The sequence below is a fragment of the Streptomyces sp. NBC_00582 genome (assembly GCF_036345155.1).
Lineage (GTDB): Bacteria > Actinomycetota > Actinomycetes > Streptomycetales > Streptomycetaceae > Streptomyces.
The window spans coordinates 7720364-7744302 of record NZ_CP107772.1; the positions used below are offsets into that span (position 1 = coordinate 7720364).

A 23939-nucleotide genomic window follows, 5' to 3' on the forward strand; every position below is an offset into this window, starting at 1 on the left:
CCGTATGGCGCAAGGACGTCGGCGGTTGTCGCCCAGGTCACACGGCCTGCGAGGCGATGTACGCGCCGCGCTTCTCCACGGCCATCTGGTAGAGCCGGCCCGCGCGGTACGAGGAGCGCACCAGCGGACCCGACATCACCCCGGAGAAACCGAGCTGCTCGGCCTCCTCCTTCAGCTCCACGAACTCCTGCGGCTTCACCCAGCGCTCCACGGGGTGGTGGCGCACGGACGGACGCAGGTACTGCGTGATGGTGATCAGCTCGCAGCCGGCGTCGTGGAGCTGCTTCAGCGCCTCGCTGACCTCCTCACGGGTCTCGCCCATGCCGAGGATCAGGTTGGACTTGGTGACCAGGCCGTAGTCCCGGGCCTCGGTGATCACCTTCAGCGAGCGCTCGTAGCGGAAGCCGGGGCGGATCCGCTTGAAGATCCGCGGGACCGTCTCGACGTTGTGCGCGAAGACCTCGGGGCGGGAGGCGAAGACCTCCGCCAGCAGCTCCGGAACGGCGTTGAAGTCGGGGGCCAGCAGCTCGACCTTGGTCCGGCCGGCCTCGCGGGACGCCGTCTGCTCGTGGATCTGACGGACCGTCTCGGCGTACAGCCAGGCGCCGCCGTCCTCCAGGTCGTCGCGGGCGACGCCGGTGATGGTGGCGTAGTTCAGGTCCATGGTGACCACGGACTCGCCGACCCGGCGCGGCTCGTCACGGTCCAGCGCCTCGGGCTTGCCGGTGTCGATCTGGCAGAAGTCGCAGCGCCGGGTGCACTGGTCGCCGCCGATGAGGAAGGTCGCCTCGCGGTCCTCCCAGCACTCGTAGATGTTGGGGCAGCCGGCTTCCTGGCAGACCGTGTGCAGCCCCTCGCTCTTCACGAGCTTCTGCATGGCGGTGTACTCGGGACCCATTTTCGCCCGGGTCTTGATCCACTCGGGCTTGCGCTCGATGGGGGTCTGGCTGTTGCGGACCTCCAGGCGCAGCATCTTGCGTCCGTCGGGGGTGACTGCGGACACGACCGGCTCCCTGTGACTTCGATTCCTCGGCGCACACCAGGGTACGCCCGTGTTTACTGAGCCCTGCCGTCAGGCCAACCCGACGGACGGGGGGTCCATTCCCGCCGTCAGGCGGTCGCCCTCTCGATCGGGCGGGGCTTCAGGTCCGCGTTCCCCAGGACGTCCGCCAGATGGCGTTCGGCCACCGGCAGGACCTCGGCGATGGTGAGCTCGCGGCCCAGTTCGTACGACAGCGAGGTGACCCCCGCGTCCCGGATGCCGCACGGGATGATCTTGTCGAAGTTGGACGTGTCGGGATTCACGTTGAGGGCGAAGCCGTGCATGGTCACCCCTTTGGCGACCCGGACACCCATGGCGCAGATCTTGCGGTCCTCGCGGCGCTGGCCCGCGTTGGAGGGGGCGTACTCCGGGCCGTTGAGGCGGGGGTCGAACTCCTCGTCGGTCAGCCGGGGGTCGAAGTCGAGGGCGAGTCCGCCGAGAGCGGGGCGCCGTTCCACCGGGTCGCCCAGCACCCAGACGCCGGCCCGGCCCTCCACCCGGCTGGTCGCGACGCCGAACTCCGCGCACACCCGGATCATCGCCTCCTCCAGCCGGCGCAGATGCGCCACCACGTCCACCGGGCGGGGGAGCTTCTGGATGGGGTAGCCGACGAGCTGGCCGGGGCCGTGCCAGGTGATCTTGCCGCCGCGGTCCACGTCCACGACCGGGGTGCCGTCGAGGGGACGCTCGTCGTCGGCCGTGCGCCGGCCGGCCGTGTAGACCGCCGGGTGTTCGAGAAGCAGCACGGTGTCGGGGATCTCGTCGGCGAACCGGGCCGCGTGCACCCGGCGCTGCTCGTCCCAGGCCTCCTGGTACTCCACGGCCCCGGCACCGAAACCCCTACGGACGAACCGCAACTCACTCACGGCAAGCGCCTCCCTGGAAGGTCGTAAGGCGCGAAACGCGCCCAAGTCACTGTACGTCCGCGCGCTCGGCGTCAGCCGCACGGCCAATCCTCACACGATCGGATGAATGAATGTCGAGATGTGCGACCGGCTGCTTACGCTCCGCTACATTCGCGCCGTTCACGAGGCATCAGGCCTGATCACAGCCCTCAGGGCACTTCATCCGGGCATGTCAGCGGCCCGGGAGGCAGGAGACCGCACCGCAGATGACGGAACGACCCGCGCAGCGCACTCCCAACCGCCAACTCGCCGCGCTCATCGCAGAAGCCGGGTTCTCCAACGCGGGTCTGGCCCGTCGCGTCGATCAGCTGGGCCTCGAACACGGGCTGGACCTCAGATACGACAAGACCTCCGTCACCCGGTGGCTGCGCGGCCAGCAGCCCCGGGGCACCACCCCGGCCCTCATCGCCGAGGTGTTCACCCGCCGCCTCGGCCGCCGGCTCACCGCCCAGGACCTCGGCCTGGACGCCTGCGCCCCGGTCTACGCCGGGCTGGAGTTCGCCGGCACCCCCGAGGAGGCCGTCGACATCGTGGGCGGCCTGTGGCGCAAGGACTCCGGCAGCCACGCCGAGCTGCGCAAGATCGCCTTCACCCCGGCGGGGCTCGTCGTACCGAGCCGCGACTGGCTGATCGGCCGGGCCGACGACAAGGTGGCCCGCGGAGCCGAGACGGTCCTGCGGGTGCCGGTCCAGAGCCGTCCCGCCCCCCGGCCGACGGGAGCGAAACCGGGCGCGCCCGGCCTGCCCGGCCTGCCCGTCCTCCCGCAGATCGCCGTCCCCCGCCAGCGCGGCCAGGGCAGCGAACGCGGCCCCGGCCAGCGGGTCACCGGCGGCGACATCTCCGCCCTGCGCTCGGTCGGCGAGCTCTTCCGCACCCTCGACGACATGTACGGCGGCGGACACGCCCGCCAGGCCCTCGTGCGCTACCTGGAGCACGAGTGCGAGCCCATGCTGCGCGGGACCTACGGCGAGCAGACCGGCCGCCGGCTCTTCGGCGCCGCCGCCGACCTCACCCGGCTGGCCGGCTGGACCTCCTTCGACATCGCCGCGCACGGCCTCGCCCAGCGCTACTTCGTGCAGTCCCTGCGTCTCGCCCAGGCCGCCGGCGACCGGGCCTACGGCGCCTACGTCCTGGTCACCATGAGCCGCCAGGCCGTCTACCTCGGGCACGGCCGTGAGGCCGTCCAGCTCGCCCGGGTGGCCCAGCAGGGCATCGGCGGCGGCGCCCCGCCCGTCGTCCAGGCCCTGCTGCACGCGGCCGAGGCGCGCGGGCACGGGGTGCTCGGCGAGGTACGGGCCGGCACGGCCGCGCTGGTGCGGGCCGAGCGGGCCCTGGAGGCGGCCCGGGCGGGCGACGAGGTGCCGTACTGGGCACGGTTCTTCGACGAGGGCCAACTCGCCGACGAGTTCGGGCACTGCCACCGCGACCTGCAGCAGTTCCGGGCCGCCGCCCAGCACGCCGAACGCTCCCTCCAGCTGCGCCCCGCCGCCCACGCCCGCAGCCGCCTGTTCAGCCGCGTCGTCCTCGCCACCGCCCGCCTCGGCCTCGGCGAACTCGACCAGGCCTGCCAGCTCGCCGCCGAGGCGGCCGCCCAGGCGGCGGAGATGAGGTCGGTCCGGGCGGTGGAGTACATCAGGGAGTTCGAACGCCGACTGGAGCCCTACCGGGACGCGGCTCCGGCGAGGACCTACCGGGACAAGGTGTCGGCGCTGGGCTGAGGCGTACCTTTCGGGGGCGCGTGGAGCTGTTCTCGGGGGAGCGGGGAACCGCGCGTCTTTCGGGGACGGGGGCGAGCCGGCCCCCGTCCAGGGGCGCGGGGAACTGCGCGACCGGCCCCCACACAGCCGCACCCGGACAACGACGTCACGCGGCCTCGGCGGCAGCACCCCGCACGGGATCCGAACGGTGCATGGATCCCCCCGCCCCCAGATCGGACACGATCGCCGCCGCCGCCCGGTGGGCGGAGTGCAGCGCCCCCTGGACGGTACTGGTGTCCCGGTGATCCCCGCACACGTACAGCCCCGCGAGAAGCCGTACCGACCGCCGCAGATCATGCGGCGGACGCATCGCGGGGACGGCCTCGGCCGTGTGGTGGACGGCGAGCGTCTCCCATCGCGCGGTCGAGGTGCCGTAGAGCCGCGCGAGATGCATCCGTACGGCGGTGTCCACGCCGTCGGGCGGGCTGCCGAGGACGGTGGAGGAGATCAGGGCGCGGCCCGCGGGCGCCCGGGACGGGTCGACGGCGCTGGTCACGGTCGTGTGGGCGACCGGGCCGCCGCGGTCGGCGTCCAGCAGCAGGGACGCGCCGGTCGCCGGGGGCTCGTCCGTGGTGTGGTGGACCACCGTCACCGGGTGGAAGTCGGGGACGCGCAGGCCGGGCAGCAGCTCGGCCGCGGTGCGGGCGTCGGTGGCCACCAGGACCGCACGGCAGCGGAACTCGCCGTGCTCGGCGGTGGTCACCGAGGTCGTGGAGACCGAGGTGACCCGTACGCCGGTGTGCACCACGCCCGGCGGCAGCGTACGGGCGAGCAGCTCGGGCAGCACCTCGGCGCCGCCCTCCGGCACGCACAGCCGGCCCGCCGCGAAGGCGCGCAGCGCGAGGTCGGCGCAGCGGCTGGAGGTGGTGAGGTCCGGGTCGCACAGCAGCGCGGCGAGCAGCGGGCGCAGGAACCCGTCGATGGTGCGGGCGGGCAGCCCGCGCGCGGCGAGGGCCTCGGCCGCCGCCGACTCCGGGCGCCGCAGCAGACGTTCGGCGGGGGTGGCCGCGATCCGGGTGAGGGCGGCGCCCAGCCGGGCCTGGTCGACGGCGGTGCCCAGCGGCGCACCGGGCCGCACCCGGGGTGGCGGGACGGCCTGCCACGGTCCGCCGGGGCGGGCCCCGGGGAGGGACACCCCCCGTCCGCCGGGCAGCGGCACCGACCGGGAGCTGGCCGGGCGCGAGCGGGGCAGGGCGCCCGGCCGAGGGGCGCTCGCCAGGGCGCGTACGGCATGCAGTGCGCCCCTCGCGCTCCCCGCGCCCGCCTGCGTGCCGGCCCGGTGGTGGCGTCCGTCGCTGTGCAGCAGGACCCCGGGGGCGAAGGAACGCAGGACGAGCGCGTCCAGTCCCGGGGTCAGGGACAGTTCGGGGTAGGCCGTGGACAGCAGCTGCCCGATGCGGTCGAGCCGGAAGCCGTCGACCTTCTCGGTCGACATGCGGCCGCCGACACCATGGGCGGCCTCCAGGACTGCGGTCGTAATTCCTGCGCTGGTCAGCCGATGTGCGGCGGAGAGTCCGGCGACTCCGGCTCCCACGACGACGACGTCTGCCTGGTACGCGGGCTCAAGCACGTGCCCCTCCTCGAGGATTGCGCGGCCGGTGGAGACGTCATGCCCCCAACTGGCGTCCGGGATGCCCGAGTTCGGATCGAGGTTAGGGCCGTGATCGGTCAGGAACAGTCGCGCATGAGCAGGGCACGGTCGCACGGCGGTCGCATACGGTCGCCGGGGGTGGGCACACCCGGTCGCACACCGCCGTACGAGACCTCTCACGCCGCACGGGACGACGTCTCACGCCGCGCGCAGGGCGTCCTCGATCCCCGGGAACGCGAAGGTGAACCCCGACTCCAGGAGCCGCTTCGGCACCACCCGTGCGCTGCCCAGCACATCCCCGGCCATCTCGCCCAGCACCGTCCGCAGCACCGGCGCCGGCACCGGGAACAGGGTCGGCCGGCGCAGCACCCGCCCCATGGCCGCGGTGATCTCACGGTTCGTCAGCGGCTCGGGCGCGGTCAGGTTGAACGGCCCCGACAGATCGTCACGGTCCATCAGATACCGGATCGCCGCGACCTCGTCGTGCAGCGCGATGTAGGACCAGTACTGCCGGCCGTCGCCCATCCGCCCGCCGAGGCCCGCCTGGAAGAGCGGGAACAGCTTCCCCCAGGCACCGCCGCCGCGCGCCACGACCAGCCCGGTCCGGGTGAACACCGTCCGCACGCCCGCCCGTTCGGCGGGCGCCGCGGCGGCCTCCCACTCCACGCACAGCTCCGGCAGGAAGCCCGTACCGGCGGGCGCGTCCTCGTCCACGACCCGCTCGCCCGTCTCGCCGTAGATGCCCATGGCGCTGCCGTTGACGAACACCCGCGGCGGCTCGTCGAGCGAGGCGACCGCCTTCGCGAGACCGGCCGTGCCGTGCACCCGGCTGTCGTGGATGCGCCGCTTGTAGTCCTCCGTCCACCGCCGGTCCCCGACACCGGCGCCCGCGAGGTTGACCACGGCCGCGCATCCCGCGAGCCCCGCCGTGTCCACCTGCCCCCGCTCGGGGTCCCAGCGCACCTCGTCCGCGCCCCGGGGCGCGCGGCGCACCAGCCGGACCACCTCATGGCCGTCGGCCGTCAGGGACCGCGCCAGGGCGCTGCCGATGAGGCCGGACGCGCCGGCCACCGCGATTCGCGTACGTTCCTTCTGCATGGACTCATCCTGCCGGGCACCGGGATAAAAACCCCGTCGGGGCCCGGCCCGTGCGGCCTTAGGGTGACGCCATGTCCGACACCCCCGCACTGCGCATCCGCCCCGCCCGCACCGCCGACGCCCGGGCGCTCGCCCACCTCGACCACGCCACCTGGTCGCACCTGCACTCCGTCTCGCCGCGGCCCGCGCCGGACGCCCCCTTCTTCGACGAACGCCACCTGCCCGAGGACCACCTCGTCGCCGAGCTCGACGACCGTGTCCTCGGCTACATCCGTCTGGTCCCGCCCACCTCGCTCGCCGCCACCGCGCACGTACGCCAGATACAGGGCCTCGCGGTCGCCGACGAGGCCCGTGGCAAGGGCGTCGGCCGGGCCCTGCTCCGCGCGGCGGTGGAGGAGACCCGCCGCCAGGGCGCCCGCCGCATCACCCTGCGCGTCCTCGGCCACAACGCCCCCGCCCGCAAGCTCTACGAGTCGGAGGGCTTCGCGGTGGAGGGCGTCCTGCCCGAGGAGATGTTCCTGGCAGGCGAGTACGTGGACGACATTTTGATGGGCCGCCGGGTGTAGGTCTTCGAGGGCGACGGGGCGCAGCCCCCTTTCCTCAGGGGCGCGGGGCTGTATCACCGTGCGGCTCCGCCGCGTGGGCGCGACCAGCCGCAACGGCGCCGCACCGAACCACCCGCTAACTCGTCAGCTCACCCGTGTCCACCGCGGCCGTCGCCTTCGCCGCCCGAGCCGCGTCGTCGGAGACCTCCGCGGCCGTCAGCACATACCCCGTCTCGTCGTCGGACGTGGACCGCGCGAAGACCACCCCGTACACCTCCCCGGAGGTGGTCAGCAGCGGCCCCCCGGAGTTGCCCGGGCGGACCGTGGAGCGGATCGAGTAGATCTCGCGGGTCACGGTCGAGTCGTTGTAGATGTTCCGGCCGGTCGCCTTCACCCGGTTCGCGACCGTCGCCGCCTGGAGGTTGAGGTCGCCGTCCTGCGGATACCCCGCCACGACCGCCTCGTCGCCCCGCTCCGCCGCGTCGTCGAAGCGCAGCACGGGGGCGCGCAGCTTCGGCACGTACAGCACGGCCACGTCCTTGTCCGCGTCGAAGAGCACCACCGTCGCGTCGTACGACGCCCCCACGCCGCCCACCCACACGCTCGGGTGGTCGATACCGGCCACCACGTGCGCGTTGGTCATCACATGCTCGAGCGCGTACACGAACCCGCTGCCCTCGCGCCCCTGGTCGCCCGAGGAGCCCTCGATCTTCACGGTGCTCAGCTTCGCCGCGTTGGTGGCGCTCGGCGTGACGCTGTCGCCGCTGGGCTCGGCGACCTCGGCCGTCGACTCGTTCTCGAACGGGTTGAAGACCTGCGGGAAGCCCGCCTGGGTGAGCGCGGAGGTGGCGTTGGAGAACCAGGCCGGCGTGGTGTCCGGCATCGCGTCCTGCACCGCGCCCAGCAGCTTGGAGTCCCGGATCGAGGAGGTCACCACCGGCGAGGAGGGGGACGCCCCCAGCACGCTCGCCGCCACCCAGGCCACGATCAGCACCGCCACCGCGTTCGCCGCCGCGCCGCCGATCCCGTCGGCCACCCTGAGCGGCCCCCGGTCCAGCTCGCGCCGCAGCCGCAGCGCGAGGCGCCCCGCCAGTTCGTGTCCGAACGCCGCCGGGACCAGCACCGTGAACACCGCGGTCACCGTCGCCGCCGTGGTCCCCGGCGTCACCAGCCTCATCACCCAGGGCAGCATCCACACACCGACCACCGCGCCGCCCACGAACCCGGCCAGCGAGACACAGCCGGCCACCAGTCCGCGCCGGTAGCCGGAGCCGGCGTAGGCCAGGATCACCAGCGCCAGCAGGATGTCGAGCAGGTCCACGGAGCCGCCTTTCTCTAGGACCCTTCAGTACGTGGGGGACGGGCCCAGTGATCAGCCGCACGCGAGCGTGGCTGAACACGATCGGCCACGCGTGCGTGCACCCCGGGAAACGCCGTGGACCGGGACGATGGTTCCACCAGGTGGCACAGCACACGTCGCGGGCGGTGCGGAACCGGCCGACAGTGGGTCCATGTGCGCCCTTCGACCGGCCCCGCGCGGGAGCCGGGGAACGCGAGGAGGACGGCGCCCGGTGCGGATACCGGGGCCGCTTCTCGCGCTGCTGGGCTGTCTGCCCGGGTTCGCCGCCGTCGCCGCCCTGGTGCTGTGCGGGGGCGGCGCCGACCGCATCACCCTGGCCCGGCCGGCCGCCCGCGGCAAACCGCCCGCCCCGGAGCGCAGCCCGGCGGCGCCCGCGCACACCGCGCTCCGACCGCCGATCGTGCTCCGCACGGCCTGGCTGGACGCACGCACCCGGCGCGCACAGCCGCCGCCGCGCTACGACGACAAGGTCGTCGCCGTCTTCGTCCACCACACCGACTCGCCCAACGGCTACGACTGCGCCGACGCGCCCCGCATCATCCGCTACCTGTACACGGGCCAGACCGGCGCCCGCGACTGGGACGACATCGGCTACAACTTCCTCGTCGACCGCTGCGGCACCATCTACGAGGGCCGCGCGGGCGGCGTCGACCGCCCCGTCACCGGCGCCCACACACAGGGCTTCAACCACCGCACCGCCGGCATCGCCGCCCTCGGCACCTTCACCGCCGGAACTCCCGTACCGCAGCCGATGGTCGACGCGATCGCCGCGCTGACCGCCTGGAAGCTGGGCCTCGCCGACGTCGACCCGCGCACCATGGTCCGCCTCACCTCCAGCAACAGCCTCAGCCGGTACGCCGCCGGCACCACCGCCACCCTGCCCGCGCTGGCCGGCCACAACGACGGCTACATGACGAGCTGCCCCGGCGCCGCCCTCACCGCCCGCCTCCCCGAGATCCGCGCCACGGCCGCCCGGCTCCAGCACCGCGCACCCGCCACAGCGCCCTCAGGGACGCTCACAGGAACGCCTTAGGCAGGATTCAGGGTTCTCCCATCCCCGCCGCCTACCGTCAGGGACGACACAAGGAAGACCGACCGGAGGCGGGGACGATGAACAGCAGTCACACGAGTGAGCACACCACCGCCGGCTGGACCAAGGCCGCACGCGGCCCCTGGACGGTCCTGTGCGCCGTCGCCGCGGTCGTCCTGGGCCCCGCCGCGGTCACCGCGTCCGCCCTCGAACAGGCCAACAAGGCCCCGCTGCACCACGCGGTGCGCGCCGACCAGGCGCAGGCGTACCTCCCGACGGACAGCACCCGCCGCAGGGCCACCCTCTGACACCCCCGCCACTCACTCCTTGAAGCGCCCCCACAGCCGGGGATACCGCTCGGCGAGCGCCCCCTCGTTCTCGAAGTCGACGGGCGTGCCCTCGGGTTCGGACGGGGCGGGCTCGATGCCGAGGTCCGGGGCGACGGTCCCGGTGAGCTGCTCGTAGGCCTCGTCGGCCGCGTACCCGAGCTCCTCCCCGTCCCCGTCGATCTCCTCGTCGAACTCGTCCAGGAGATCCGCGAGCGCGTCCGGATCGTGCACCGCGCCCTCGAAGGTCTCCCGGCCCTGCCCGATCAGCCAGCACCGGAAGAAGTCGAAGGCGTCGTCGCTCGCCCCGTCGAGCAGCACCCACGCGGCGCCCCACAGGTCCCAGGTGTAGGCGCGGTTGTAGCGGGACTCGAAGTGCCGGGCGAAGTCGAGCACGGACTCCGGGTCCAGCCGGAGCAGCCGCTCCACGAGCAGGTCGGCCTGCTCCTCGGGGTCACCCTCCGCCGCCGTACGGGAGGCGTCCACCAGCTCCCAGAACTCCAACTCGTCCATCACGGGTCCAAGCATCGTGCCTGAGGGGGTCCGGCGCACCCGGAGTGCCGGGGATTGTCACGGTCGCCGTACGGCCGCCCGGTCACGCTCGTCCGTACAACTCCGCCAGCCGTCCCGCGTCCTCGGTGAACCGCCGTCGCAGGGACTCGGGGGCGACCACCTCCACCTCGGCGCCGAGCGCGGTGAGCTGGGTGTGCGCCACGTCCTCCGACTCCACCCGCAGGGTCACCGTCACCCACCCGCACGGATCCGCCTCCCCGGCCGTCGCCAGCGCGTCGCGGGCGGCCACCGGATCCACGGCGTGCGGCAGGGCGCGCACCCCGGTCCGTGTGAGCCGTACGACGACCTCCGCGCGCAGGATCGACCGGGCGAACCGCTCCGCCTGCTCGCCCCAGAACGCCGGCAGATCGAAGTCCTCGGCCCGGCTGAAACGATCCTTCAGATCCTCGACCCCGGCGAACCGGTCGATCCGGTACGTCCGGAAGCCCCCGCCCCCGCAGACCCGCGCGCACAGGTACCAGACCCCCGCCTTCAGCACGAGCCCGTACGGCTCCAGATCGCGCACCACCTCCCCGTCCCCCCGCCGGTACCGCGCCCGCAGACACCGGTCGTCCCACACCGCGTCCGCGACCACCACCAGCGCCTCGGGGGTCTCCGGCTCCCGGAACCACGCGGGCGCGTCCAGATGGAACCGCTGCGCCGCCGCCTTCGGCGCGTCCCGCAGCGAGGGCAGCAGCGCGGCGGACACCTTCAGCCGGGCCGCCGAGGCGGCGTCCTCCAGGCCCATCTCCCTGAGCGCCCCCGGCACCCCGCTCAGGAACAGCGCCTCGGCCTCGCTGCGGGCCAGTCCGGTCAGCCCCGTGCGGTACCCGCCGACCAGCCGGTACCCGCCGGCCCGCCCCCGCTCCGCGTACACGGGCACACCCGCCTCCGACAGCGCCTGCGCGTCCCGGGTGACGGTCCGCTCGGACACCTCCAGCTCCCGCGCCAGCTCGGCGCCGGTCATGGCGGGTCGGGACTGGAGGAGCAGCACCATCTTGATGAGGCGGGCAGCGCGCATACGGTCATGATGCCGGGGCCCACCGACAAGGAAGGGGCGTACGGCGGTCGCCGTACGCCCCTTCCCCGAACCGTGACCTACCGGCCGGCCTACAGGCCGTAGCGCTCGCGCGCCTCCTTCACCGAGGTCGCCTTGACCTCACCGCGCCGGGCGAGCTGGGCGAGCGCCGCGACGACGACCGACTGGGCGTCCACGCCGAAGTGGCGGCGGGCGCCCTCACGGGTGTCGGAGAGACCGAAGCCGTCCGCACCGAGCGAGGACCAGTCCTGCTCGACCCACTGCGCGATCTGGTCCGGGACCTGGCGCATGTAGTCGGAGACCGCGAGCACCGGGCCCTCGGCGCTCTGCAGCGCCTGGCGGACGTACGGGATGCGCTCCTCGCCGCGCAGCAGCGCCGCGTCGGCCTCCAGCGCGTCCCGGCGCAGCTCGGACCAGGAGGTCGCGGACCACACGTCGGCGGCCACCCCCCACTCCTCGGCGAGCAGCTTCTGCGCCTCGAGCGTCCAGTGGATCGCCGTACCGGAGCCCAGCAGCTGGATGCGCGGGGCGTTCGCCGCCGGGGACAGGCCCGCCGACTCCGCCGTGTTGAAGCGGTACAGGCCCTTGACGACGCCCTCGTCGATACCGAGGCCGGCCGGCTTCGCGGGCTGCGGCAGCGGCTCGTTGTAGACCGTCAGGTAGTAGAAGACGTTCGGGTCCTCACCCGGGGCGGCCTCGCCGTACATCCGGCGCAGACCGTCCTTGACGATCACGGCGATCTCGTACGCGAACGCCGGGTCGTACGTCAGCGCGGCCGGGTTGGTCGCGGCGATGACCGGGGAGTGGCCGTCGGCGTGCTGCAGACCCTCGCCGGTCAGCGTCGTACGGCCCGCGGTGGCGCCGACGAGGAAGCCGCGGCCGAGCTGGTCGCCGAGCTGCCACATCTGGTCGGCCGTGCGCTGCCAGCCGAACATCGAGTAGAAGATGTAGAACGGGATCATCGCCTCACCGTGCGTGGAGTACGCGGTGGACGCGGCGATGAAGTCGGCCATCGAACCGGCCTCGGTGATCCCCTCGTTGAGGATCTGGCCGTTCTTGGCCTCCTTGTAGTACATGAGCTGGTCGCGGTCGACCGGCTCGTACGTCTGGCCCTTGGGGGAGTAGATGCCCAGCGAGGGGAACAGGCTCTCCATGCCGAAGGTGCGCGCCTCGTCGGGGACGATCGGCACCCAGCGCCTGCCCGTCTCCTTGTCGCGGACCAGGTCCTTGATCAGGCGGACGAAGGCCATGGTGGTGGCCACGTTCTGGGAGCCGGAGCCCTTGTCGAAGGAGGCGAACGCCTTCTCCGCGGGGGCGGGCAGCGGGGCCAGCGGGTGGACACGGCGGGCCGGGGCCGGGCCGCCGAGGGCCGCGCGGCGCTCCTGGAGGTAGCGGACCTCGGGGGAGTCGGCGCCGGGGTGGCCGTAGGGGACGACACCGTCGACGAAGTCGCTGTCCTTGATGGGCAGTTCGAGCAGGTCGCGCATCGCCTTGAACTCGTCCACCGTCAGCTTCTTCATCTGGTGGTTGGCGTTCTTCGACGCGAAGCCCTCGCCGAGGGTGTGGCCCTTGACCGTCTGGGCCAGGATCACGGTCGGCGCGCCCTTGAACTCGACGGCGGCCTTGTAGGCGGCGTAGACCTTGCGCGCCTCGTGACCACCGCGGGAGAGGTGGAAACACTCGAGGATCTTGTCGTCGGACAGCAGCTTGGCCATCTTGACGAGCGCCGGGTCCTTGCCGAAGAAGTCCTGGCGGATGTAGGCGACGTCGCGCGTCTGGTACGTCTGCACCTGGGCGTCCGGCACCTCGCGCAGCCGGCGGACGAGCGCACCCGTGGTGTCGAGCTGGAACAGCTCGTCCCACGCCGTGCCCCACAGCGTCTTGACGACGTTCCAGCCGGCGCCGCGGAACTGGGCCTCCAGCTCCTGCACGATCTTGAAGTTGGCGCGGACCGGCCCGTCGAGGCGCTGCAGGTTGCAGTTGACGACGAAGGTCAGGTTGTCCAGGCCCTCGCGCGAGGCGAGCGCGAGCGCCGCCGTCGACTCGGGCTCGTCCATCTCGCCGTCGCCGAGGAAGGCCCAGACGTGGGAGGCGGAGACGTCCTTGATGCCGCGGTTGGTCAGGTACCGGTTGAACCGGGCCTGGTAGATCGCGGAGAGCGGGCCGAGACCCATCGACACGGTCGGGAACTCCCACAGCCAGGGCAGCCGGCGCGGGTGCGGATACGAGGGCAGACCGTTGCCGCCGGACTCGCGGCGGAAGTTGTCCAGGTGGGACTCGTTCAGGCGGCCGTCGAGGAAGGCGCGGGCGTAGATGCCGGGGGAGGCGTGGCCCTGGATGTAGAGCTGGTCGCCCGAGCCGTCGGCCTCCTTGCCACGGAAGAAGTGGTTGAAGCCGGTCTCGTAGAGCCAGGCCGCGGAGGCGAAGGTGGCGATGTGGCCGCCGACGCCGTATTTCGAGCCGCGGGTCACCATGGCGGCCGCGTTCCAGCGGTTCCAGGCGGTGATCTTCCGCTCCATCTCCTCGTCACCGGGCGCGGACGGCTCGGCGGCGGTGGGGATGGTGTTGACGTAGTCGGTCTCGAGGAGCTTCGGCAGCGCGATGCCGTTGCCCTCCGCCCTCTCCAGCGTGCGGCGCATCAGGTACGCGGCTCGGTGCGGGCCGGCCGCCTTGGCGACCGCGTCCAGCGAGGCCTGCCATTCGGCGGTCTCCTCCGGGTCGCGGTCCGGGAGCTGGTCGAGCTCGCTCGGCTGGATGGCGTTGGGGTCGGTCATGTCGCCGCCTTCCTCAGTCGAAGGGGGTTCCCTCATCGGTAAGGGTTCGGGGGTGCCCTTGGTCTTTGGCAGGACAGGGCTGTGGGCCCCGGGTACAGGCCCGTCGGCGACTGTAACTCCCTGATCGATGATCGATCAAAGGTTGACGGGCAAAAACTCTCGGTCCAGGAGAAATTGGCATGCGGTGCCAGTGATCCGGGCACGCGGTGCCGTGTTTTCCCTGCTCGGATGAGTGCTGAGGGGCGTGCGTGTGCGGTGGGCGCGGGTGTCAGGTCATCGTTCCCTGGGCGGCCCTCGGGGTCTCCGGCGGTGCGGCGGGCGCGGCGGTGGGGCCCTCGGTCCGCTCGCCCTGCTGCCGTGCCTCGCCCTGCTGCCGTGCGGCCGTCTGCCGCTGACCCCGGGTGATCACCTCGGTGGCGGCGCCGATGGCCAGCGCGACCGGCCACTCCAGGACCTCGAGGGCGGCCATGCCGCCGAGGGCCCCGTAGAACAGGAGCTTGCGCGGGGCGGGAAGCTTCGCGGTCGCGGAGCGGGCGCCGGTGAACATGTCACCGGGCGTCACATACGGGATGCTGACCCGCGGATGCGCGGTGTGCATGTGCAGCACCTTGCCCGCGTTCTTCTCGTGGTCCTCCGTCTGGGTCTGCGGAGAAGTCATCTCCGTCCTCCCTCAGTAGGAACGAAACTCTCCTTATGTCGCCTTCCATCCCCTCATCGAACAAAACATGCTCACCTGTATAAACCTGAATGAATCAGATGACATCAGGCAGCCGTCACCGCGGGGCGCCCCGCGGTGACGAAGGACTTCCAGAGCATGAGCGACAGACGTATCAGCGCGGCCTCCAGGAGGGCGATCGCCACGTGGGTCAGGAGTGCGGTGAGGAAGTGCGGCATGGTGTGGCCGTCTTTCGTGTGCGACGTGCGGGGACGGCTCCTTTGTCCGGTCTCATCCCGTCCACGCGGCGGCCTGCGGGTGTACGGCGGGTGAACTCTGCCCGACCGTGCGGAGGTGCTGCACCAGGGCCGGCACCAGCACCGAGGCCACCGCCGACGTCACGGCGATCGTCCAGCCCCCGGGCCCCAGGGGCCGGCTGCCGAAGAAGTGGCTGAGCCCCGGGACGGTCACCACCACGACCAGCGTCACCAGCGACCCCACCACGGCCACGGCGACCAGCGGATCGCGCCCCGCGTCCTGCAGCGTCTGCAGGAGCTGGGAGGAGACCAGCGCGACCAGCGCCACCGTGTCGGCGCGCCCCCGCGTACCGGTCGCCCGGGCGGCCACCCAGGCGCCGGCGGCGGCCGCCGTGGTGACGACGGCACGCAGCCGCATGTGCCGGGTGAGCGCCGCCCCGAGGGAGGCCTCCGGCCCCTCCGCGAGCAGCCGGTCGGGATCGTCGGCCGGCGGCCGCGCGGCGATCGCCATCGCCGGCAGCATGTCCGTGAGCAGGTTGACCAGGAGCAACTGGCGCGCGTTCAGCGCACTGCCGCCGGTGAACAGACCGGTCGCCAGCGTGAACGCGATCTCCCCGACATTGCCGCCGAGCAGGATGCCCAGTGCCTTGCGCACCGAGGCCCACATGGCCCGCCCCTCGACGATCGCGTCGACGATCGTCTCGATCCGGTCGTCGGTGATCACCACGTCGGCCGCGGAACGGGCCGCGGGCGTCGCCCGTGAGCCCAGGGCGATGCCCACGTCGGCGATCCGGATCGCGGGCGCGTCGTTGGCGCCGTCACCCGTCACCGCGACGATCCTGCCGCCCGAGCGCAACGCGCCCACGATCCGCGCCTTGTGCGCCGGGGTGACCCGCGCGAACACGGTCACCCCCGGCAGCGCACCGGCGAGCGCGTCGTCGTCCAGGGCGTCCAGCTCCGCCCCCGTCATCAGCCGCGGCTCCTCGTGCGGCCTGAGCTCCCGGGCGATCGCCGCGGCGGTGCTCGGATGATCACCGGTGACCATGACGATCCGCACCCCGGCCCGGGCCAGCCGGCGCACGCTCTCCGCGGCGGTGGCCCGCACCGGGTCGGCGAGCCCCAGCAGCCCCAGCAGACACAGGCCGTCGAGGTTCTCGTCGCTGACGTCGGCGACCTCGGCGAGCTCGCCGTCGTCCTGCGGCGCGTCCGGTGCGAGGACGTGCTCGGCGACCGCGAGCACCCGCAGACCCTGCCGGGCCAGCCGGTCGATCTCCGCCTCGGTCTCCTCCCGCGCCCCCTCACCGAACGGCTCGTCGGCGCCCTCGCGCCGCACCCGTTCGCAGCGCGCCAGCACGACCTCCGGAGCGCCCTTGACGACGATCCGCGCCCGGCCCCCCGAGCGCCCCAGCACCGCGTGGAAGCCACGGCCCGGCTCGAACGGCAGCTCCGCGACCCGCTCCCAGGTGTCCGCGCCATGCCCCGCCGCCCGCGCCGGCGCCTCACCCAGCAGCTCGGCCGCGGCCGCGATCGCCCGGTCGGTGGGGTGCGTGAGCCCCGACGCCGGACCCGGCGGCCCCGCCAGGGCCGCCGTGGCCACCACCCGCCGCAGCGCCGGGCCGAAACCGTCGGGACGACGGCTCTCCCGCCCGTCGGACACCTGCTGCAGCGTGATCCTGCCCTCGGTGAGCGTGCCCGTCTTGTCGAAGCACAGCACATCGGTGCGCCCGAGCGCCTCGATCGTGGACGCGCTGCGCACGAGGGTGTCCCGGGCGGACAGCCGACGGGCCGCCGCCAGCTCCGCGACCGTCGCGACGAACGGCAGCCCCTCCGGTACGGCGGCCACGCACAGGCTCACCGCGGAGCCCAGGGCCGCGCCCAGCGGCCGGCTGCGCACCAGGTCGACGGCGAACAGCGCGACGCCCGCCGCCACCGACATCGGCAGGAACCACCGCCCCAGCGCCTTGAGCCGCCGCTCCACCCCGCTCTCCGGCGGCCCGTCCTCGGGACCCGCCTGGGCGGCGCTGCCCGCCTCGGTGGCGGCCCCGGTGGCGACGACCACGGCGAGCGCGTGCCCCGCCGCCACCGTCGTCCCCTCGTAGAGCATGGACGTCCGGTCCGCCACGGCACGGGCCGCGTTCGGCGCCGAGTCCTTGGCGACCGGAAGCGACTCGCCGGTGAGGCTGGACTCGTCCGCCTCCAGCCCCCTCGCCCGCACCACCCGGCAGTCCGCCGGCACCGAGTCGCCGGCCCGCAGATCGACCACATCACCGCGCACCAGCAGCTCGGCGGGCACCTCGACCGGCTCGCCCCCGGTGCCCCGGCGCACCCGCGCCCGCACCGAGGTCGCCTCGACCAGCCGCTCCGCCTCCTCGTCGGCCCGCTGCCGCTGCACCCCGCCCACCAGCGCGTCCACCCCGAGGACACCGCCGATCAGCACCGCGTCGACGACCGAGCCGAGCGCCGCCGAGATACCCCCGCCGACCGCCAGGACGGGGGTGAGCGGATTCGCCAGCTCCTCCGCGATCCGGCCGGCCAGCGTCATCGGACCGGCGTGCGGGCCACGCCCCTCGGACTGCCGCCGCCGGGCCGCCTCCGCCTCGTCCAGACCCCGCGAGGAGGTGCCGAGCCGGCCCATCACCTGACGTACCGTCATGGCGTGCCAGGGCGTGCGTTCGGTGGCCGCCGGCGCCGGGCGGGCGTGCAGCCGGCGGGCCGCCCAGAAACCCGCGGTGATCCCGGACACGGTCACCCCGTCGGAGACCAGCCGCGCCCGCGCCCAGGCACCGGGACGGGGGACGAGAAGACCGAGCGCCGACGCCGCGAGGGCGCCCGCGCCCTCCAGACGGGCGCACAGCACGGCGAGCCGCCGGGCCTCCGGCAGCGCGGTCAGCAGCAGATGGGCGACGTCCGGCGGGGCCGCCACATCCGCGTCCCACGGCACCCGCCGGGTACCGGTGAGCACGCCGACGCCCAGGTCCGCGCGGGTGAAGGCCCGTCCGGCCCGCGCCGTCACCACCGCGACACCGTGCCCCTCCGCCTGGAGGGAACGGACCAGCGCGGCCGTACGACGATGTCCGGTGGGCGCCGCCTCGGCGAGCCCGAACCGGCGGTGCAGCCCGGGCGGCCCGCCGACCAGACGCACCTCGCCGCACTCCGCCGCCGCACGCACCAAGTGACCGGCCAGCGGATGCAGTTGGGGCACCAGGGCGGCCACCGCGACCGGGCTGCCCGCCCGTTCGACGACCAGGACCCGCGCCCCCTCCTCGGCCCACCGCGCGGCACGGGCCGCCATCTCCTCGGCCGGCCCGACGCTCTTCAGCCGCCCGTCCGACGCCTCGGCCCCCGCCCGCGGGAACGGCCGCAGCGCCCACCCGGAACGCCCCCGCCCGGCCTTCCCGGCCCGCCGCCCCTCCTCGGGCACCCCGCCCGCCTCGACCAGCTCATGGATCCGCGCATGGATCTCGTCGTCGTCCGGCAGCCCCTCGGGCTCCTCGCCCGCCGGGGCCGGCCGGACCATGTGCTCCACCGTCCACCCGCCGCCGGTCAGGAGCCGGGCGTCGAGGAGGACCATGTCGATCCGGTCGAGCCGGCGCAGCGCCTCCGGACGCAGCACCAGGGCTCCCCGGTCGCCCAGCGTCCGGGCCAGCGAGGACGCGAACGCCTCACGCCCGAACCGGGGCCCCCGCGGAGTGCCGGCGGTCAGCAGCGCCAGCCCCCGGTCATGGCTGAGGGTCCCCAGCGAGGTGAGCCCGTACGCCGCCACGGACGTCGGCACCGCGAGGTTGGCGTACCGCTCGCCGGGCCCCGGCGGCAGCGGGGCGGGCCGGCGGTAGACGGGCACCGCGTCATGCCGGTACGACCCCTCGTGCGCGGCCAGCCGGGGCGCCCAGTCCCTCCAGGCCCGGCGCCGGGCGTGCGCCTCCGCGTACCGGGCCCCGGCCAGCACGGTGCTCACCGCGACGCCGAGCGGCCGGAACGTCAACGTGGACAGCAACAGGTTCGCCGTGGACCACCCGTACTCGGCCGCCGTCTCGCCGACCCGGTCCGCGATGCCCTCGCGCACCCGGGGGGTGGCCTCCAGCAGTTGCAGCGCCGACAGGACGACCGGCGGCAGCCCCCGCAGCCGCAGCACCCCGCCCACCGACGACACCCCCACCGCCACCACGCCCGCACCGAGCTGTACGGCCGCGCCGAGCGCCGAACCGGCCGCGCCCGGGAACCCGACCGGCCCCGGCGCCCGCCGCATCCCGCTCTCCGGCTCCCCCCGCTCGTCGGTGGGCTCGGCCGACGGCTCGGGCGCGGCGGCGTCCGCGTCGGCGACCAGGGCGAGCACACGCTCCAGGTCGGTCTCCGGCTCACAGCCGACGTAGACGCAGCCCAGCACGCCGTTCACCTCGGCGCGGCGCACACCCGGCAGCTCCCGCAGGGCACGTTCCGCCGCCCGGGCGGCACAGGCCGTGCCGGGGCGTCCCAGGCGCCGTACCTCGATCTGCACACCGCCCGCGACCGGCCAGTGCCGCAGGGTCCGGGACGAGGAGAGGAGCGGCTGCTCGGTCACGGCCCGCAGCGCCCCCGACAGGGCGGAACCCACCGCCGTGGAGGCCGACGCGACGGAGCGCGAGAGGGCGGACGGGGAGAGCACGGGCCAGATCACTCCGCCTCCATCGGCCGACGAGGTCGTGGTCGGCATCCCGAAGGACGCGCGGTTCGCACCAGTATGTGCACATCACGACGGCCTCGTCCTGCCCGACCGGGCCGGTGGATGCCCCGGAGGAAGGAGTCGAGGAGGGGTCAGACGACGGGCTCGGCGGCGCGGGGGGCGCAGCCGAGGACATGCGCCTTCACCAGCTCCGCGATCCGCGGGTCCCGGCGGCGGAACGCCTGGACCAGCTCCTCGTGCTCCTCGGCGTACGACTGCTGACGCGTCCCCAGCCAGCGGATGGACAGCGCGGTGAACACCTCGATGCCGAGGCCCTCCCAGGTGTGCAGCAGCACCGAGTTGCCCGCCGCCCTGACCAGCTCGCGGTGGAAGCCCACGGTGTGCCGCACCTGGGCGGTGCCGTCGGCGTTGCGGTCGGCCTCGTAGAGCGCGGCGACATGCGGCTCCAGGGCCGAGCAGTCCTCCGCCAGCCGCCCGGCCGCCAGCTCGGCGGCGATGGCCTCCAGGCCGGCCCGCACGGGGTAGCTCTCCTCCAGGTCGGCCGCGGTCAGGTTCCGCACCCGGACGCCCTTGTTCGGCGCGGACTCGATCAGCCGCAGGCTCTCCAGTTCGCGCAGTGCCTCGCGCACCGGGGTCTGGCTGACCTCCAGCTCGGTGGCGATCCGCCGCTCCACGATGCGCTCGCCCGGCTTCCAGCGCCCGCTGACGATCCCCTCCACGATGTGCTCGCGGATCTGTTCGCGCAGCGAGTGGACGACGGGCGCGGTCATGAGTGCTCCTTAAGGAGGGGCCGCCCTTGGGCCCCGGGGGCGTTTGACGTTTAGACAATACGGCCGGTATGCGCCGCGGGTCAGGCGGGCGGGGGCGCTTTTACGCAGGTGAGACATGGCTTACACCGGCGGGTACGGGTTGTGTGTGCCGGGTCGCCCGGTTCCCCGCGCCCCTGGGAGTCGGAGTCGCCGTACGCCAAAAGCGGCGCCCCGCCCGAGTGAGCCCGGGCGGGGCGCCGTACCGCGTGATCGGGTGGCTCAGAGGCCGAGTTCGACCTCGAACTCGCCCGCCTCCAGGATCGCCTTGACCGCGGTCAGGTAACGGGCCGCGTCGGCGCCGTCGACCAGGCGGTGGTCGTAGGACAGGGTCAGGTACGTCATGTCGCGGACGCCGATGACCGTGCCCTCCTCCGTCTCGATGACGGCCGGGCGCTTGACCGTGGCGCCGATGCCGAGGATCGCGACCTGGCCCGGCGGCACGATGATCGTGTCGAAGAGCGCACCGCGCGAACCGGTGTTGGAGATGGTGAAGGTCGCGCCGGACAGCTCGTCCGGGGTGATCTTGTTGCCGCGGACCTTGCCGGCCAGGTCGGCCGTGGCCTTGGCGATACCGGCGATGTTGAGGTCGCCCGCGCCCTTGATGACCGGGGTCATCAGGCCCTTCTCCGAGTCCACCGCGATTCCGACGTTCTCGGAGTCGAAGTAGGTGATCGTGCCCTCGGCCTCGTTGATCTTGGCGTTGATGACCGGGTGGGCCTTCAGCGCCTGGGCCGCCGCCTTCACGAAGAACGGCATCGGGGAGAGCTTGACGCCCTCGCGCGCGGCGAAGGAGTCCTTGGCCTGGGCGCGCAGGCGCATCAGACGGGTGACGTCGACCTCGACGACGGAGGAGAGCTGCGCCTGCTCGTGCAGCGCCTTCACCATGTTGTCGCCGATGACCTTGCGGATGCGGGGCATCTTGACGGTCTGGCCGCGCAGGGGGGAGACCTGAAGCGCCGGGGCCTTCTTCGCGGTGGCCGGAGCCGCGGCGGCCGGGGCCGGGGCAGCGGCGGCGGCCTTCGCGGCCTCGGCGGCGGCGATGACGTCCTGCTTGCGGATACGACCGCCGACGCCGGTGCCCTTGACGGAGCCCAGGTCGACGCCGTTCTCGGCGGCGAGCTTGCGCACCAGCGGGGTGACGTAGGCACCCTCGTCGGTGGGCTGGGCGGCGGCGGGCGCGGGCGCGACGGGCGCCGGGGCGACCGGGGCCGGAGCCACCGGCGCGGGGGCCGGGGCCGGGGCCGCGGGCTGGACCGGGGCCGGAGCGGCGGCGGCCGGGGCGGCCGGAGCGGCCGGGGCCGGAGCCGGGGCGGCGGGAGCGGCCGGAGCCGGGGCAGCGGCGGCGGGCGCCGGGGCCGGGGCGGCCGGGGCCGGAGCGGCGGCCGGAGCCGCGCCAGGCGCGCCGATGACGGCGAGCTTGGCGCCGACCTCGGCGGTCTCGTCCTCACCGACGACGATCTCCAGCAGCACACCCGAGGTGGGCGCGGGGATCTCGGTGTCGACCTTGTCGGTGGAGACCTCGAGCAGCGGCTCGTCGGCCTCGACGCTGTCGCCGACCGACTTCAGCCAGCGGGTGACGGTGCCCTCGGTGACGGACTCGCCGAGCGCGGGCAGGACCACGTCCGTGCCCTCGGCGGAGCCGGCGCCGGCGGTGGCCTCGGCGGTGGGCGCCGGGGCGGGGGCGGCCTGCTCGGTGGAGGGCTGGGCGGCCGGGGCCGGAGCGGCGGCCGGCTCGGCGGCCGGAGCCGGAGCGGCGGCGGGCGCGCCGGTGCCGTCGTCGATGATCGCCAGCTCGGCGCCCACCTCGACGGTCTCGTCCTCGGCGACCTTGATGGACGCCAGGATGCCCGCGGCGGGCGCGGGGATCTCGGTGTCGACCTTGTCGGTGGAGACCTCGAGCAGCGGCTCGTCGGCCTCTACACGCTCACCCTCGGCCTTCAGCCAGCGGGTGACGGTGCCCTCGGTGACGCTCTCGCCGAGCGCCGGAAGGGTTACGGAAACCGCCATGGTTTCGGTTGCTCCTTACGAGTTGCGGAAGTCTGTGTCGTCGCTTCGTCGACCGAGGGGTCAGTCGTGCGCGTGCAGCGGCTTGCCCGCGAGGGCCAGGTGGGCCTCGCCGAGCGCCTCGTTCTGCGTCGGGTGGGCGTGGATGAGCTGGGCGACCTCGGCCGGCAGCGCCTCCCAGTTGTAGATCAGCTGGGCCTCGCCGACCTGCTCGCCCATGCGGTCGCCGACCATGTGGACGCCGACCACGGCACCGTCCTTGACCTGGACGAGCTTGATCTCGCCCGCGGTGTTCAGGATCTTGCTCTTGCCGTTGCCCGCCAGGTTGTACTTCAGAGCGACGACCTTGTCCGCGCCGTAGATCTCCTTGGCCTTGGCCTCGGTGATGCCCACGGAGGCGACCTCGGGGTGGCAGTAGGTCACCCGCGGGACACCGTCGTAGTCGATCGGGACGGCCTTCAGACCGGCCAGGCGCTCCGCCACCAGGATGCCCTCGGCGAAGCCGACGTGCGCGAGCTGGAGGGTCGGGACGAGGTCACCGACGGCGGAGATGGTGGGGACGTTCGTCCGCATGTACTCGTCGACCAGGACGTAGCCGCGGTCCATCGCGACGCCCTGCTCCTCGTAGCCGAGACCGGCGGAGACCGGGCCGCGGCCGACCGCGACCAGCAGGATCTCGGCCTCGAACTCCTTGCCGTCGGCCAGGGTGACCTTGACGCCGTCGGCGGTGTACTCGGCCTTCGAGAAGAAGGTGCCGAGGTTGAACTTGATGCCGCGCTTGCGGAAGGCGCGCTCCAGCAGCTTGGAGCTGTTCTCGTCCTCGACCGGGACGAGGTGCTTCAGTCCCTCGATGACGGTGACGTCCGCGCCGAACGACTTCCACGCCGAGGCGAACTCGACGCCGATGACACCGCCGCCGAGGATGATCGCGGACTTCGGTACGCGGTCCAGGACGAGGGCGTGGTCGGAGGAGATGATCCGGTTGCCGTCGATCTCCAGGCCCGGCAGCGACTTCGGCACGGAGCCGGTCGCCAGCAGGACGTGACGGCCCTGGACGCGCTGTCCGTTGACGTCGACGGAGGTGGGGGAGGACAGCCGGCCCTCACCCTCGATGTACGTCACCTTGCGGGAGGCGACGAGCCCCTGGAGCCCCTTGTACAGGCCGGAGATGACACCGTCCTTGTACTTGTGGACCCCGGCGATGTCGATGCCCTCGAAGGTGGCCTTGACGCCGAACTGCGCGCTCTCGCGCGCCTGGTCGGCGATCTCGCCCGCGTGCAGCAGGGCCTTGGTGGGGATGCAACCCCGGTGCAGGCAGGTGCCGCCGACCTTGTCCTTCTCGATCAGGGCGACGTCCAGGCCCAGCTGCGCCCCGCGCAGGGCCGCGGCGTAACCGCCACTACCACCGCCGAGGATCACTAGGTCGAAAACGGTGCTGGCGTCGTTCGCCACGTCACGTCCTCCATGCATGTGCGCCGTGCGCCGGTCGTCGCTGACCGCCGGCGGCTGGTGTCCGGCCGCTCTTTCTTCGGCCC

18 protein-coding genes are annotated in these 23939 nt (G+C 73.5%); 4 read left to right on the forward strand and 14 right to left on the reverse strand.

What is annotated here, in order from left to right:
* Window positions 1–37: 37 nt before the first annotated feature.
* Window positions 38–1003 carry a lipoyl synthase gene (gene lipA, locus OG852_RS34935; protein WP_133909979.1) on the reverse strand — a complete coding sequence of 322 codons (966 nt, stop codon included), beginning with the start codon at window positions 1001–1003 and terminating at the stop codon, window positions 38–40.
* Window positions 1004–1110: 107 nt separating this feature from the next.
* Entirely contained in the window at window positions 1111–1908 is a 798-nt protein-coding gene (lipB, locus tag OG852_RS34940; protein WP_133909980.1) for a lipoyl(octanoyl) transferase LipB, read from the reverse strand.
* A gap of 245 nt (window positions 1909–2153) precedes the next feature.
* Here lipB and OG852_RS34945 point away from each other — a divergent pair, with 245 nt between their 5' ends.
* Entirely contained in the window at window positions 2154–3665 is a 1512-nt protein-coding gene (locus OG852_RS34945; protein ID WP_133909981.1) for a regulator, read from the forward strand.
* A gap of 145 nt (window positions 3666–3810) precedes the next feature.
* Here OG852_RS34945 and OG852_RS34950 read toward each other — a convergent pair whose 3' ends face one another.
* The gene (locus OG852_RS34950; RefSeq protein ID WP_330350025.1) at window positions 3811–5274 is read right to left on the reverse strand and encodes an NAD(P)/FAD-dependent oxidoreductase; all 1464 of its coding nucleotides are present in this window, start codon (window positions 5272–5274) and stop codon (window positions 3811–3813) included.
* Window positions 5275–5493: 219 nt separating this feature from the next.
* The gene (locus OG852_RS34955) at window positions 5494–6393 is read right to left on the reverse strand and encodes a TIGR01777 family oxidoreductase (protein WP_133909983.1); all 900 of its coding nucleotides are present in this window, start codon (window positions 6391–6393) and stop codon (window positions 5494–5496) included.
* A 71-nt stretch (window positions 6394–6464) separates the two neighbouring features.
* Here OG852_RS34955 and OG852_RS34960 point away from each other — a divergent pair, with 71 nt between their 5' ends.
* Entirely contained in the window at window positions 6465–6959 is a 495-nt protein-coding gene (locus tag OG852_RS34960; RefSeq protein WP_133909984.1) for a GNAT family N-acetyltransferase, read from the forward strand.
* A 115-nt stretch (window positions 6960–7074) separates the two neighbouring features.
* Here OG852_RS34960 and OG852_RS34965 read toward each other — a convergent pair whose 3' ends face one another.
* The gene (locus OG852_RS34965; RefSeq protein WP_330350026.1) at window positions 7075–8259 is read right to left on the reverse strand and encodes a MarP family serine protease; all 1185 of its coding nucleotides are present in this window, start codon (window positions 8257–8259) and stop codon (window positions 7075–7077) included.
* Between the two features lie 190 nt (window positions 8260–8449).
* On the opposite strand from OG852_RS34965, the gene OG852_RS34970 reads away from it, so the two are divergent.
* Together OG852_RS34970 and OG852_RS34975 are read left to right on the forward strand one after the other, a co-directional pair.
* Window positions 8450–9331, forward strand: coding sequence for a peptidoglycan recognition protein family protein (locus OG852_RS34970; protein WP_443064594.1), 882 nt, complete (start codon window positions 8450–8452; stop codon window positions 9329–9331).
* Window positions 9332–9408: 77 nt separating this feature from the next.
* A complete protein-coding gene (locus tag OG852_RS34975) occupies window positions 9409–9636 on the forward strand; it encodes a hypothetical protein (RefSeq protein ID WP_330350027.1) in 228 nt (75 codons plus the stop codon).
* Window positions 9637–9648: 12 nt separating this feature from the next.
* Here OG852_RS34975 and OG852_RS34980 read toward each other — a convergent pair whose 3' ends face one another.
* The 9 genes from OG852_RS34980 to lpdA form a co-directional block, all read right to left on the reverse strand.
* Complete coding sequence (locus tag OG852_RS34980) at window positions 9649–10167, reverse strand: DUF4240 domain-containing protein (protein WP_133910447.1); 519 nt, start codon at window positions 10165–10167, stop codon at window positions 9649–9651.
* A gap of 82 nt (window positions 10168–10249) precedes the next feature.
* Window positions 10250–11227: a helix-turn-helix transcriptional regulator gene (locus OG852_RS34985; protein ID WP_133909988.1), complete on the reverse strand. Its 978-nt coding sequence runs from the start codon at window positions 11225–11227 to the stop codon at window positions 10250–10252.
* A gap of 89 nt (window positions 11228–11316) precedes the next feature.
* Complete coding sequence (gene aceE / locus OG852_RS34990; protein WP_330350028.1) at window positions 11317–14019, reverse strand: pyruvate dehydrogenase (acetyl-transferring), homodimeric type; 2703 nt, start codon at window positions 14017–14019, stop codon at window positions 11317–11319.
* A 268-nt stretch (window positions 14020–14287) separates the two neighbouring features.
* A complete protein-coding gene (locus tag OG852_RS34995) occupies window positions 14288–14677 on the reverse strand; it encodes a hypothetical protein (RefSeq protein WP_330350029.1) in 390 nt (129 codons plus the stop codon).
* A 104-nt stretch (window positions 14678–14781) separates the two neighbouring features.
* Window positions 14782–14913, reverse strand: a complete 132-nt coding sequence (locus OG852_RS35000; RefSeq protein ID WP_330350030.1) for a hypothetical protein — start codon at window positions 14911–14913, stop codon at window positions 14782–14784.
* A 52-nt stretch (window positions 14914–14965) separates the two neighbouring features.
* The gene (locus OG852_RS35005) at window positions 14966–19585 is read right to left on the reverse strand and encodes a cation-translocating P-type ATPase (protein ID WP_330350031.1); all 4620 of its coding nucleotides are present in this window, start codon (window positions 19583–19585) and stop codon (window positions 14966–14968) included.
* A gap of 137 nt (window positions 19586–19722) precedes the next feature.
* Window positions 19723–20361, reverse strand: a complete 639-nt coding sequence (locus OG852_RS35010; protein ID WP_133909991.1) for a GntR family transcriptional regulator — start codon at window positions 20359–20361, stop codon at window positions 19723–19725.
* A 258-nt stretch (window positions 20362–20619) separates the two neighbouring features.
* Entirely contained in the window at window positions 20620–22407 is a 1788-nt protein-coding gene (gene sucB / locus OG852_RS35015; protein WP_133909992.1) for a 2-oxoglutarate dehydrogenase, E2 component, dihydrolipoamide succinyltransferase, read from the reverse strand.
* 60 nt (window positions 22408–22467) lie between these two features.
* On the reverse strand, window positions 22468–23856 hold the full coding sequence (gene lpdA / locus OG852_RS35020) for a dihydrolipoyl dehydrogenase (protein WP_166663391.1): 1389 nt from the start codon (window positions 23854–23856) through the stop codon (window positions 22468–22470).
* Window positions 23857–23939 lie beyond the last annotated feature (83 nt).